Annotated in this window: 22 protein-coding genes; all 22 read left to right on the top strand. The window is 63.3% G+C overall.

Annotated features, from left to right (window positions below):
- The coding region (locus tag CCR94_RS00930) for an EF-Tu C-terminal domain-related protein (protein WP_483414389.1) at positions 1-230 on the top strand (230 nt) is incomplete at its 5' end.
- A 67-nt stretch (positions 231-297) separates the two neighbouring features.
- Positions 298-606, top strand: coding sequence for a 30S ribosomal protein S10 (gene rpsJ, locus CCR94_RS00925; protein ID WP_104506012.1), 309 nt, complete (start codon positions 298-300; stop codon positions 604-606).
- Between the two features lie 148 nt (positions 607-754).
- A complete protein-coding gene (gene rplC, locus CCR94_RS00920) occupies positions 755-1,483 on the top strand; it encodes a 50S ribosomal protein L3 (protein ID WP_104506011.1) in 729 nt (242 codons plus the stop codon).
- 3 nt (positions 1,484-1,486) lie between these two features.
- On the top strand, positions 1,487-2,107 hold the full coding sequence (gene rplD, locus CCR94_RS00915) for a 50S ribosomal protein L4 (protein WP_104506010.1): 621 nt from the start codon (positions 1,487-1,489) through the stop codon (positions 2,105-2,107).
- A complete protein-coding gene (locus CCR94_RS00910) occupies positions 2,104-2,403 on the top strand; it encodes a 50S ribosomal protein L23 (protein ID WP_088520762.1) in 300 nt (99 codons plus the stop codon). Before rplD ends, CCR94_RS00910 begins: the two co-directional genes overlap by 4 nt.
- Before the next feature lie 21 nt (positions 2,404-2,424).
- Entirely contained in the window at positions 2,425-3,264 is an 840-nt protein-coding gene (gene rplB / locus CCR94_RS00905; RefSeq protein ID WP_104506009.1) for a 50S ribosomal protein L2, read from the top strand.
- A 5-nt stretch (positions 3,265-3,269) separates the two neighbouring features.
- On the top strand, positions 3,270-3,548 hold the full coding sequence (rpsS, locus tag CCR94_RS00900) for a 30S ribosomal protein S19 (protein WP_088520760.1): 279 nt from the start codon (positions 3,270-3,272) through the stop codon (positions 3,546-3,548).
- Position 3,549: 1 nt separating this feature from the next.
- On the top strand, positions 3,550-3,945 hold the full coding sequence (gene rplV, locus CCR94_RS00895; protein ID WP_104506008.1) for a 50S ribosomal protein L22: 396 nt from the start codon (positions 3,550-3,552) through the stop codon (positions 3,943-3,945).
- 10 nt (positions 3,946-3,955) lie between these two features.
- Positions 3,956-4,711, top strand: coding sequence for a 30S ribosomal protein S3 (gene rpsC, locus CCR94_RS00890; protein ID WP_104506007.1), 756 nt, complete (start codon positions 3,956-3,958; stop codon positions 4,709-4,711).
- A gap of 18 nt (positions 4,712-4,729) precedes the next feature.
- Complete coding sequence (gene rplP / locus CCR94_RS00885; RefSeq protein ID WP_104506006.1) at positions 4,730-5,143, top strand: 50S ribosomal protein L16; 414 nt, start codon at positions 4,730-4,732, stop codon at positions 5,141-5,143.
- 10 nt (positions 5,144-5,153) lie between these two features.
- On the top strand, positions 5,154-5,366 hold the full coding sequence (gene rpmC, locus CCR94_RS00880) for a 50S ribosomal protein L29 (protein WP_104506005.1): 213 nt from the start codon (positions 5,154-5,156) through the stop codon (positions 5,364-5,366).
- Positions 5,367-5,378: 12 nt separating this feature from the next.
- A complete protein-coding gene (gene rpsQ / locus CCR94_RS00875) occupies positions 5,379-5,621 on the top strand; it encodes a 30S ribosomal protein S17 (RefSeq protein ID WP_104506004.1) in 243 nt (80 codons plus the stop codon).
- 224 nt (positions 5,622-5,845) lie between these two features.
- Positions 5,846-6,214 carry a 50S ribosomal protein L14 gene (rplN, locus tag CCR94_RS00870; RefSeq protein ID WP_104506003.1) on the top strand — a complete coding sequence of 123 codons (369 nt, stop codon included), beginning with the start codon at positions 5,846-5,848 and terminating at the stop codon, positions 6,212-6,214.
- Entirely contained in the window at positions 6,214-6,531 is a 318-nt protein-coding gene (rplX, locus tag CCR94_RS00865; protein ID WP_104506002.1) for a 50S ribosomal protein L24, read from the top strand. Before rplN ends, rplX begins: the two co-directional genes overlap by 1 nt.
- A complete protein-coding gene (gene rplE, locus CCR94_RS00860) occupies positions 6,524-7,228 on the top strand; it encodes a 50S ribosomal protein L5 (RefSeq protein WP_104506001.1) in 705 nt (234 codons plus the stop codon). The genes rplX and rplE overlap by 8 nt, the downstream gene beginning before the upstream one ends.
- Before the next feature lie 35 nt (positions 7,229-7,263).
- Positions 7,264-7,569 (top strand): 30S ribosomal protein S14, encoded by a 306-nt coding sequence (gene rpsN / locus CCR94_RS00855; protein ID WP_104506000.1) that lies wholly within the window; start codon positions 7,264-7,266, stop codon positions 7,567-7,569.
- Positions 7,570-7,581: 12 nt separating this feature from the next.
- Complete coding sequence (gene rpsH / locus CCR94_RS00850) at positions 7,582-7,980, top strand: 30S ribosomal protein S8 (protein WP_104505999.1); 399 nt, start codon at positions 7,582-7,584, stop codon at positions 7,978-7,980.
- Positions 7,981-7,997: 17 nt separating this feature from the next.
- Positions 7,998-8,531, top strand: coding sequence for a 50S ribosomal protein L6 (gene rplF, locus CCR94_RS00845; protein ID WP_104505998.1), 534 nt, complete (start codon positions 7,998-8,000; stop codon positions 8,529-8,531).
- Positions 8,532-8,540: 9 nt separating this feature from the next.
- Positions 8,541-8,897, top strand: a complete 357-nt coding sequence (gene rplR, locus CCR94_RS00840; RefSeq protein WP_104505997.1) for a 50S ribosomal protein L18 — start codon at positions 8,541-8,543, stop codon at positions 8,895-8,897.
- Between the two features lie 182 nt (positions 8,898-9,079).
- Positions 9,080-9,652, top strand: coding sequence for a 30S ribosomal protein S5 (gene rpsE / locus CCR94_RS00835; protein WP_104505996.1), 573 nt, complete (start codon positions 9,080-9,082; stop codon positions 9,650-9,652).
- 11 nt (positions 9,653-9,663) lie between these two features.
- Positions 9,664-9,846 (top strand): 50S ribosomal protein L30, encoded by a 183-nt coding sequence (gene rpmD / locus CCR94_RS00830; RefSeq protein WP_104505995.1) that lies wholly within the window; start codon positions 9,664-9,666, stop codon positions 9,844-9,846.
- A gap of 10 nt (positions 9,847-9,856) precedes the next feature.
- Positions 9,857-10,330: a 50S ribosomal protein L15 gene (gene rplO / locus CCR94_RS00825; RefSeq protein WP_104505994.1), complete on the top strand. Its 474-nt coding sequence runs from the start codon at positions 9,857-9,859 to the stop codon at positions 10,328-10,330.
- Positions 10,331-10,350 lie beyond the last annotated feature (20 nt).

The following is a 10,350-nucleotide window of genomic DNA, read 5'->3' as shown; positions in this document are numbered from 1 at the left end:
GTCACACCCCGTTCTTCACCAACTATCGTCCGCAGTTCTACTTCCGCACCACGGACGTGACGGGCATCGTGACCCTGCCGGAAGGCACGGAAATGGTGATGCCGGGCGACAACATCACGGTCGATGTGGCGCTGATCGTTCCGATCGCGATGGAAGAAAAGCTGCGCTTCGCCATCCGCGAAGGCGGCCGCACCGTCGGCGCGGGCGTGGTTGCCTCGATCATCGAATAATTATCAGGCGGGATGAATGGATGCGGGCTGTCACACGCCCGCATCGATTCACTCAGAGGATGAAAAAATGAACGGACAAAACATCCGAATCCGCCTTAAGGCGTTCGATCATCGGATTCTCGACGTGTCGACCAAGGAAATCGTCTCCACGGCCAAGCGCACCGGCGCCCAGGTCCGCGGCCCGATCCCGCTGCCGACTCGGATCGAGAAGTTCACGGTGAACCGCTCGCCCCACGTGGACAAGAAGTCTCGCGAACAGTTCGAAATCCGCACGCACAAGCGCGTGCTTGACATTGTCGATCCGACCCCCCAGACGGTCGATGCGCTGATGAAACTCGACCTCGCCGCCGGCGTGGACGTTGAGATCAAGCTTTAAGTCCACGCCGCCGGCGTTGACTTGGAAATCAAGCTCTGAGCATTCAGAGGTTTAATGTGAGTCTGAGACGGTTTTGTTACCGTCTCGCGGCGCCTCTGCAAGTCGTTGGAAACAGCGGCCTCGTACGCGCCCTGAAGGAAAGAGAAACATGCGGTCAGGCGTCATCGCACAGAAGGTCGGCATGACCCGCGTCTTCACGGACAGCGGGGAACATGTTCCGGTCACGGTCTTGAAACTAGACGGCGTTCAAGTCGTCGCCCAGCGCACCCTCGAGAAGAACGGCTATACCGCCGTTCAGCTCGGAATCGGTCGCGCCAAGGTCAAGAATGTCTCCAAGGCCGAGCGCACGCGCTTCGCCCTCGCGGAAGTCGAGCCCAAGCTCAAGCTGGCCGAATTCCGCGTCGGCGAGGATGACCTGCTGCCGATCGGCGCGGAAATCACCGCCGATCACTTCGTCGTCGGCCAGTTCGTCGACGTCACCGGCACCACCCTGGGCAAGGGTTTCGCCGGCCCGATGAAGCGCTGGAACTTCGGCGGTCTGCGCGCCACCCACGGCGTGTCGCTGTCGCACCGCTCGCACGGTTCGACCGGCGGCCGTCAGGACCCCGGCAAGACCTTCAAGAACAAGAAAATGGCCGGCCACATGGGCACGGACCGCGTCACCACCCAGAACCTGCGCGTCGTGCAGCTCGACATCGAGCGCGGCCTGGTCCTGGTGGAAGGCTCGGTTCCCGGCCACGCCGGCAACTGGATCTACATCCGCGACGCGGTGAAGAAGGCGCTGCCGGCCGAGGCTCCCAAGCCCGGCAAGTTCCGCATGCCCGCCAAGCAAGGCGCCGCCGACGTCGCTCCTGAAACGCCCGCGTCGGAGGCCTGAGCCGTGAAGATCGACATCACCACACTCGAAGGCGCCAATTCCGGCGCGCTCGATCTCGACGACGCGATCTTCGGTTTGGAGCCGCGCGAAGACCTGATCGCCCGCATGGTGCGCTACCAGCTCGCCAAGCGCCGCGCCGGCACCCACGCGGTCAAGAACCGCGCGGACATCGCCCGCACTGGCAAGAAGATGTACAAGCAGAAGGGCACGGGTTCGGCCCGTCACGGCTCCGCCCGCGTGCCGCAGTTCCGCGGCGGCGGTCGCGCCTTCGGTCCGGTGGTGCGCTCCCATGCGCATGACCTGCCCAAGAAGGTGCGCGCGCTGGCGCTCAGGCACGCCCTGTCGGCCAAGTTCAAGGACGGCGCGATCGTCGTGCTCGAGGCGGCCAACGCGGACGCGCCGAAGACCGCGGCGCTGAAGACCACTTTCGCGAAGATCGGCCTCACCAACGCGCTGATCATCGACGGCGCGGAGCTGAACGTCAATTTCGCGCTCGCCGCCCGCAACATCCCGCAGATCGACGTTCTGCCGGTTCAGGGCATCAATGTTTACGACATTCTCCGCCGTGAGAAGCTTGTGCTGACCAAGGCGGCGATCGATGCGCTGGAGGCGCGATTCAAATGAGCAGCGTTGATCCGCGCCACTATGACGTCATCGTCGCTCCGGTCATCACCGAAAAAGCGACCATCGCGTCCGAACAGAACAAGGTGGTGTTCAAGGTCCGCATTGACGCGACCAAACACCAGATCAAGGCCGCCGTCGAACGCCTGTTCGACGTCAAGGTCGAAGCTGTGAACACTTTGCTCCGCAAGGGCAAGAAGAAGGTGTTCAAGGGAATGCGCGGTGTGCGTTCCGACGTCAAGAACGCGGTGGTCACACTGGCTGATGGCCAGAAGATCGACGTGACCACCGGGCTCTGAGCTGGATCGAGGTACAGGCAAATGGCTCTTAAAACATTCAAGCCGATCACGCCGAGCCTTCGACAGCTCGTGATCGTCGACCGCAGCGAGCTCTATAAGGGCAAGCCGGTCAAGAAGCTGACCGAAGGACAATCGTCCGCCGGCGGACGCAACAACCATGGTCGCATCACCGTCCGCTTCCGCGGCGGCGGCCACAAGCAGGCCTATCGCATCGTCGATTTCAAGCGGCGCAAGGAAGGCGCGGCCAAGGTCGAGCGGATCGAATACGATCCCAACCGCACCTCGTTCATCGCCCTCATTTCCTATGAGGACGGCGAGCAGGCCTATATCATCGCGCCGCAGCGGCTTTCGCCGGGCGATTCGGTGGTGTCGGGCGCGCAGGTCGACGTCAAGCCGGGCAATGCGATGCCGCTGGCCGCCATTCCGATCGGCACGATCGTCCACAATATCGAGCTGAAGATCGGCAAGGGCGGCGCCATCGCCCGCTCCGCCGGCTCCTACGCTCAGATCGTGGGCCGCGACCAGGGCTATGTCATTGTCCGCCTCAACTCGGGCGAACAGCGTCTGGTCCATGGCCAGTGCTATGGCACGGTGGGCGCGGTGTCGAACCCCGACCACATGAACACGTCGATCGGCAAGGCCGGTCGCCAGCGCTGGCTCGGCCGTCGTCCGCATAACCGCGGCGTCGTCATGAACCCGGTCGATCACCCGCACGGCGGCGGCGAAGGCCGCACTTCCGGCGGTCGCCACCCGGTCACCCCGTGGGGCAAGCCGACCAAGGGCAAGAAGACACGTTCCAACAAGTTCACCACACAGTTCATTGTGACCTCGCGTCACAAGGCGAAGAAGAAGAAGGGCTGACCCTGATGTCGCGCTCGATCTGGAAAGGTCCGTTCGTAGACGGATACCTCCTGAAAAAAGCGGAAGTTGCTTCTTCCGCGAAACGCTCCGAAGTCATCAAGACCTGGAGCCGCCGTTCGACCATCCTGCCGCAGTTTGTCGGCCTGACCTTCGGCGTCTACAACGGCCACAAGCATGTGCCGGTGAACGTCACCGAGGACATGATCGGCCACAAGTTCGGCGAATTCTCGCCGACCCGCACCTTCCACGGCCACGCCGCGGACAAGAAGGCGAAGAGGGGCTGACATGTCGCAGGAAAAGAACCCCCGCGCCCTCGGGGAGCACGAGGCCAAGGCGGTGACGCGGATGATCCGCGTCAGCCCGCAGAAGCTGAACCTTGTGGCGCAGCTGATTCGCGGCAAGAAGGTCGATCGCGCCCTGGCCGATCTGACCTTCTCGGAGAAGCGCATCGCCGTCGACGTCAAGAAGACGCTGGAAAGCGCCATCGCCAACGCCGAGAACAATCACGATCTCGACGTCGACGATCTGATCGTCGCCGAAGCCTATGTCGGCAAGGCGCTGGTGATGAAGCGTTTCCACGCCCGCGCCCGCGGTCGCGCCGGCCGTGTGGAAAAACCTTTCGCGAATCTGACGATTGTCGTTCGCGAAGTCCGAGAAAACGCCAACTTGGCGTCGGCCTGAGGAGAGAACGATGGGACAGAAAGTCAATCCGATCGGCCTTCGCCTCGGCATCAACCGGACGTGGGACTCGCGCTGGTTCGCCGGCAAGAACGAATATGGCAGGCTCCTTCACGAGGATTTCGCCATCCGCGCGGCGCTGATGAAGGCGCTGAAGCAGGCGGCGGTCTCCAAGATCGTCATCGAGCGCCCGCACAAGAAGTGCCGCGTCACCGTTCACTCCGCCCGTCCGGGCGTGGTGATCGGCAAGAAGGGCGCCGACATCGACAAGATCCGCAAGCTGGTCGCCAAGCTGACGACGAGCGAAGTCGCGATCAACATCGTCGAAGTGCGCAAGCCGGAAGTTGACGCCACCCTGGTGGCGGATTCGATCGCGCAGCAGCTCGAACGTCGCGTCGCCTTCCGCCGCGCCATGAAGCGCGCCGTGCAGTCGGCCATGCGTCTGGGCGCTGAAGGCATCCGCATCAACTGCTCGGGCCGTCTCGGCGGCGCGGAAATCGCGCGGCTGGAATGGTATCGCGAAGGTCGCGTTCCGCTGCACACCCTGCGCGCCAATGTGGATTACGGCGTCGCCACCGCGCACACCGCCTATGGCACCTGCGGCATCAAGGTCTGGATCTTCAAGGGCGAAATCCTTGAGCACGATCCGATGGCCAGCGAGCGCAGCGCCGAAGCCGCCGCCCACGATCATCACGGCGAGCGCCGCGAGCGTCGCGACCGTGACGGCGAGCGTCGCGGCCCGCGTCCGCCGCGCGGCGATCGCGCCTGAACCTTGTGAGTTTGACCCATGCTGCAACCCAAGCGTACAAGATTTCGCAAGGCCTTCAAGGGCCGCATCAAGGGCGTCTCCAAGGGCGGCTTTGAACTCGCCTTCGGCCAGTACGGCCTGAAGGCTCTTGAACCCGAACGCGTCACCGCCCGTCAGATCGAGGCGGCCCGCCGCGCCCTGACGCGCCACATGAAGCGCGCCGGACGCGTGTGGATTCGGATCTTCCCGGATGTGCCTGTGTCCAGCAAGCCCACCGAAGTCCGTATGGGTAAGGGCAAGGGCGCGCCCGAGTTCTGGTGCGCCCGCGTGGCGCCCGGCCGCATCATGTTCGAGGTCGACGGCGTGCCGCAGACCATCGCGCGTGAAGCGTTCGCTCTTGCCGCGGCCAAGCTGCCGATCAAGACCCGTTTCATCGAACGCATTGCTGAATAAGGAGGACGGTATGTCTGACAAGCAGCGCCTGTCCGACCTCAAGGCGATGTCGGAAGATCAACTGGCTGACGAATTGCTGAATCTGAAGAAGGAGCAGTTCAACCTGCGCTTCCAGAAGGCGACCAACCAGCTCGAGAACACATCGCGCGTCCGCGTCGTCCGCCGCGAGGTCGCCCGCGTGAAAACCCTGGTCGTGCAGAAGCGCGGCCAGGCCAAGAAATAAGGTCGAAAACATATGCCGAAGCGCATTCTCCAGGGCGTTGTCGTCAGCGACAAGCAGGAAAAGACCGTGGTGGTGAAGGTGGAGCGCCGCTTCACCCATCCGCTGCTGAAGAAGACCGTCCGCCGCACCAAGCACTATCACGCGCATGACGAGGCGGGCGCGTTCAAGGTCGGAGACCTGGTTTCCATCGAGGAGACCCGGCCGATTTCGAAGCTCAAGTCCTGGATCGTTCTGCCGAACGAAAACAAGGCTTGATCTTTTCGGAAAAATGAACGAGGAAGCACCCTCGCTTCCTGACTCAAGTCCGCGCCGGGTCACGGCAATTCCCTCAAGGGGGAACGGCTGCCGCGACAACCGGCGCATTGATTTGAGGGAACGAAACTCCGCGCAAGCGGAAACGGCCTTTGGCCGTAACCCAGGCGTAGTCCGGCCAGGAATGAACCTCGCCGGAAACCGATCTGACAGAAAGGCTCGTAGCCATGATTCAGATGCAGACCGCCCTCGACGTGGCCGACAATTCGGGCGCGCGTCGTGTGATGTGCATCAAGGTGCTTGGGGGCTCCAAGCGCAAGTATGCAGGCGTTGGCGATATTATTGTTGTTTCCGTCAAGGAAGCCATTCCGCGCGGCCGCGTGAAGAAGGGCGACGTGATGAAGGCGGTCGTGGTGCGCACGGCCAAGGACATCAAGCGTCCCGACGGGTCGACGATCCGCTTCGACAGCAATGCGGCCGTTCTGATCAACAATCAGAAAGAGCCGGTGGGCACCCGTATCTTCGGGCCGGTTCCGCGCGAACTGCGCGCCAAGAACCACATGAAGATCATCTCGCTCGCCCCGGAGGTGTTGTAATGGCCGCCAAGATCAAGAAAGGCGACAAGGTCGTCGTGATCTCCGGTCGCGACAAGGGCCGCAAGGGTGAAGTGACCCAGGTCCTGCCGAAGGAAGGCCGCGCCCTGGTCGCCGGCGTCAATCTGGTGAAGCGTCACCAGAAGCAGACGCAGGGCCAGGAAGGCGGCATCATTTCCAAGGAAGCGCCGATCCAGCTGTCGAACATCGCGATCGCCGATCCCAAGGACGGGACCGCGACCCGCGTCGGCTTCAAGATTCTCGAAGACGGCCGCAAGGTCCGTTTCGCCAAGCGTTCCGGAGAATTGATCGATGGCTGAGGCCAAGACTCCCAAGGGGGACAAGACCCCCACGAAGGGCGGCGACAAGGCTGCCGAGCAGAAGATCGCCGACAAGGCCGCCAAGGCCGCCGCGAAGAAGGCCCGGGCCGCCGGGACCGCCGCCTCTGGGGCCGTTTCGGCGATTCCCGAGGGCTATGTCGCGCGCATGCGCCAGCACTATGACGAAGTGGTGCGCCCGAAGCTGATCGAAGAGTTCGGCTACAAGAACGTCAACGAGGTTCCCACGATCGAGAAGATCGTGCTGAACATGGGCGTGGGCGACGCCGTCAACGACACCAAGAAGGTGACGCTGGCCGCCGCCGACCTTGCTCTGATCGCTGGCCAGAAGCCTGTCATCACCCGCGCGCGGAAAGCGATTTCCACCTTCAAGGTGCGCGAGAACATGCCGATCGGCGCCAAGGTCACCCTGCGCAAGACCCGCATGTACGAATTCCTGGACCGCTTCATTACCGTGGCGCTGCCGCGCGTAAGGGATTTCCGTGGTCTCAATCCGAAATCGTTCGACGGCCGCGGCAATTTCGCCCTGGGCATCAAGGAACATCTCATTTTCCCGGAAATCGACTATGACAAGGTCGATACCGTGCTGGGCATGGATGTGATCGTGTGCACCACGGCCAAGACCGACGACGAAGCTCGCGCTCTCCTGCGCGCCTTCAACTTCCCGTTCCGGCAGTGAGCCTCGCGCTCAAACGCGGAGACCAGAGGTAACTCATGGCTAAGAAAAGCGCTATCAACAACAACAAGAAGCGCGCCAAGCTGGCGGTCGACAAGGCCGCCAAGCGTGCGCGTTTGCGGGCGATCGCCAGGGATCGCTCTTTGACCGTCGAGGATCGTTTCGAAGCGACTCTCAAGCTTGCCGAAATGCCGCGCAATTCCTGCGTCGATCGCGTTCGCAACCGCTGCGAAGTGACCGGCCGTCCGCGCGCCTACAACCGCAAGCTGAAAATGTCGCGTATCGCTCTGCGCGAACTGGGCTCCAAGGGTTTGATCCCGGGCCTGGTCAAGTCGAGCTGGTAAGGAGAGACCGTCATGGCGATCAATGATCCTGTGGGCGATCTGCTCACCCGCATCCGCAATGCGCAGATGCGCCGCAAGTCCTCGGTTGCGACCCCGGGCTCGCGCCTGCGCGCCCACGTCCTCGACGTGCTCAAGGACGAAGGCTACATCCGCGGCTATTCGGTCACGGAATTCGGCAATGGCCGCACCGATTTCGAGATCGAGCTGAAATATTTCGACGGCCAGCCGGTGATTCGTGAAATCACCCGCGTGTCGAAGCCCGGCCGCCGCGTTTACGCCGCTGTCGATAAACTGCCGCGTGTCGCCAATGGCCTCGGTATCGCCATCATTTCGACCCCGAAGGGCGTTCTCGCGGATCATGCCGCGCGCGACGCCAATGTCGGCGGCGAAGTGCTCGCGACCGTGTTCTGACCCGAGAGGAGAAAACAATGTCTCGTATCGGTAAGAAGCCTGTTCCGGTTCCCGCCGGCGTCACCGCCAAGGTCGATGGCCAGACGGTCACCGTCAAGGGCGCGAAGGGCGAACTGTCCTTCGTTGTTCATGACGACGTCCACGTCCAAATGAACGACAACGCGATCAAGGTCGATCCGCGCCACGAAACAAAGCGCGCCCGCGCCTTGTGGGGCACCGCCCGCGCCCAGATCAACAATCTGGTGGTCGGCGTCACCGCCGGTTTCGAGAAGAAGCTGGAAATCACCGGCGTCGGCTACAAGGCCGCGGTCGCCGGCAAGAATTTGCAGCTGTCGCTGGGCTACAGCCACGACATCGCCTATCCGATTCCGGCTGGCGTCTCCATCGTCTGCCCGAAGCCGACCGAAATCACCATCGCCGGGATCAACAAGCAGCAGATCGGTCAGATCGCCGCTGAGATCCGCGACTACCGTGGCCCCGAACCTTACAAGGGCAAGGGCGTCAAGTATGCCGGCGAATTCATCTTCCGTAAGGAAGGCAAGAAGAAGTAAGGACGCGACATGGCCAAGGATTCCACTGAAGCCCGCAAGGCGCGCGTCCGCCGCACGCTTCGCGCCCGCGCTTACGGCAAGCCGCGTCTGTCTGTGTTTCGCTCGTCGAAGCAGATTTACGCGCAGATCATCGACGACGACAAGGGATCGACTCTCGTCGCCGCTTCTTCGATCGAGAAGGTGCAGCGCGAGTCGCTCAAGACTGGCGCGGACATCGACGCCGCCAAGGCGATCGGCAAGCTGATCGCCGAGCGCGCGGTCGCCGCCGGCGTGACCGAGGTCGTGTTCGACCGCGGCGCCTACATGTACCACGGCCGCGTCAAGGCGCTGGCCGAGGGCGCCCGCGAAGGCGGCCTGAAGTTCTGATCGGCGCCATCCGTTCAACGCCGCGTGGCGTTGAACGCGCGCCGGTTGGTCGGACTTTCAAACGCATCCCGGATCGTGTTTATCGCGCTCCGGGATTGACGTTTGGCAAACGTCCCTGTATCGGGGGCGACCCAGCGAGCGGAGGTCGAACGGGACCTTCCGCGTAAGTGACGGAAAAACAAATGGCTCGTGAACATGAAGGCGGTCGCGGTCGCGATCGCAAGGATGAAGAGCGCGACAGCGAATTCGTGGACCGTCTGGTCCACATCAACCGCGTCGCCAAGGTTGTGAAGGGTGGCCGTCGCTTCGGCTTCGCCGCCCTCGTCGTCGTCGGCGACCAGAAGGGCCGCGTCGGCTTCGGCCACGGCAAGGCCCGCGAAGTGCCGGAAGCCATCCGCAAGGCCACCGAATCCGCCAAGCGCGCGCTGATCCGCGTGCCGCTGCGCGAAGGCCGCACCCTGCATCATGACGTCAACGGCCGCCATGGCGCGGGCCGCGTCGTTTTGCGCGCGGCGCCTGCCGGTACGGGAATCATCGCCGGCGGCCCGATGCGCGCCGTGTTCGAATCGCTCGGCGTCCACGACGTCGTCGCCAAGTCGCAGGGGTCGTCCAATCCCTACAACATGGTTCGCGCCACGTTCGACGCGCTCCGGGCCGAAGATTCGCCCCGCTCGGTGGCGGCTCGTCGCGGCCTGAAGGTGTCCGTGCTGCAGTCGCGCCGCCCCGGCGGCGAAGACGGCACGGCTGAAGGCTGAGGGGGAAGATCATGACGGACAAGACTGTCACGGTCGTTCAGACCAAAAGCCCGATCGGCCGTCCCGGCGACCAGCGCCAGACCCTGATCGGTCTCAAGCTCAACAAGATCGGCCGCAAGGCGGTGTTGAAAGACACCCCGTCCGTGCGTGGCCAGATCGCCAAGGTTGCGCATCTCCTGCGCGTCGAAGATTGAGGGCGCGGACATGAAGCTCAACGGCATTTCCGACAATCCCGGCTCCAGCGCGGAGCGCATGCGCGTCGGTCGCGGCATCGGTTCGGGCAAGGGCAAGACCGCCGGGCGCGGCGTCAAGGGTCAGAAGGCCCGCACCGGCGTCGCCATCAAGGGTTTTGAAGGCGGCCAGATGCCTCTGCATCGCCGTCTGCCCAAGCGCGGCTTCTGGAACCCCTTCTCGGTGGATTACAACGAGGTCAACCTCGGTCGTATCCAGCAGGCGGTGGATTCCGGCAAGCTCGACGCCAGCGCGCCGGTCACGCTTGAATCCCTGATCGCAGCCGGCGTGGTTTCCAAAGCCCGCGACGGCGTGAAAATCCTGGGCAATGGCGAACTCACCGCCAAGCTCGCCTTCGAAGTGGCCTCGGCGTCCAAGTCCGCCGTCGCGGCCATCGAGAAGGCCGGCGGTTCGGTCCGGCTCCTCGTCGCCGTGGCGGAAGCGTGATTTTCGTCCGGCAAAGGCGC

Source organism: Rhodoblastus sphagnicola, assembly GCF_002937075.1.
Classification (GTDB): Bacteria; Pseudomonadota; Alphaproteobacteria; order Rhizobiales; family Beijerinckiaceae; genus Rhodoblastus; species Rhodoblastus sphagnicola.
The sequence above is the reverse complement of the archived record's forward strand: the minus strand, read 5'-3'. Positions and strand labels throughout refer to the sequence as shown.

Excerpts from the sequence above, each read along its gene's own strand:
- rpsJ (WP_104506012.1), top strand. The coding sequence starts at position 298 with ATGAACGGACAAAACATCCGAATCCGCCTTAAGGCGTTCGATCATCGG.
- rplC (WP_104506011.1), top strand. The coding sequence starts at position 755 with ATGCGGTCAGGCGTCATCGCACAGAAGGTCGGCATGACCCGCGTCTTC.
- CCR94_RS00910 (WP_088520762.1), top strand. The coding sequence starts at position 2,104 with ATGAGCAGCGTTGATCCGCGCCACTATGACGTCATCGTCGCTCCGGTC.
- rplB (WP_104506009.1), top strand. The coding sequence starts at position 2,425 with ATGGCTCTTAAAACATTCAAGCCGATCACGCCGAGCCTTCGACAGCTC.
- rpsS (WP_088520760.1), top strand. The coding sequence starts at position 3,270 with ATGTCGCGCTCGATCTGGAAAGGTCCGTTCGTAGACGGATACCTCCTG.
- rplV (WP_104506008.1), top strand. The coding sequence starts at position 3,550 with ATGTCGCAGGAAAAGAACCCCCGCGCCCTCGGGGAGCACGAGGCCAAG.
- rpsC (WP_104506007.1), top strand. The coding sequence starts at position 3,956 with ATGGGACAGAAAGTCAATCCGATCGGCCTTCGCCTCGGCATCAACCGG.
- rplP (WP_104506006.1), top strand. The coding sequence starts at position 4,730 with ATGCTGCAACCCAAGCGTACAAGATTTCGCAAGGCCTTCAAGGGCCGC.
- rpmC (WP_104506005.1), top strand. The coding sequence starts at position 5,154 with ATGTCTGACAAGCAGCGCCTGTCCGACCTCAAGGCGATGTCGGAAGAT.
- rpsQ (WP_104506004.1), top strand. The coding sequence starts at position 5,379 with ATGCCGAAGCGCATTCTCCAGGGCGTTGTCGTCAGCGACAAGCAGGAA.
- rplN (WP_104506003.1), top strand. The coding sequence starts at position 5,846 with ATGATTCAGATGCAGACCGCCCTCGACGTGGCCGACAATTCGGGCGCG.
- rplX (WP_104506002.1), top strand. The coding sequence starts at position 6,214 with ATGGCCGCCAAGATCAAGAAAGGCGACAAGGTCGTCGTGATCTCCGGT.
- rplE (WP_104506001.1), top strand. The coding sequence starts at position 6,524 with ATGGCTGAGGCCAAGACTCCCAAGGGGGACAAGACCCCCACGAAGGGC.
- rpsN (WP_104506000.1), top strand. The coding sequence starts at position 7,264 with ATGGCTAAGAAAAGCGCTATCAACAACAACAAGAAGCGCGCCAAGCTG.
- rpsH (WP_104505999.1), top strand. The coding sequence starts at position 7,582 with ATGGCGATCAATGATCCTGTGGGCGATCTGCTCACCCGCATCCGCAAT.
- rplF (WP_104505998.1), top strand. The coding sequence starts at position 7,998 with ATGTCTCGTATCGGTAAGAAGCCTGTTCCGGTTCCCGCCGGCGTCACC.
- rplR (WP_104505997.1), top strand. The coding sequence starts at position 8,541 with ATGGCCAAGGATTCCACTGAAGCCCGCAAGGCGCGCGTCCGCCGCACG.
- rpsE (WP_104505996.1), top strand. The coding sequence starts at position 9,080 with ATGGCTCGTGAACATGAAGGCGGTCGCGGTCGCGATCGCAAGGATGAA.
- rpmD (WP_104505995.1), top strand. The coding sequence starts at position 9,664 with ATGACGGACAAGACTGTCACGGTCGTTCAGACCAAAAGCCCGATCGGC.
- rplO (WP_104505994.1), top strand. The coding sequence starts at position 9,857 with ATGAAGCTCAACGGCATTTCCGACAATCCCGGCTCCAGCGCGGAGCGC.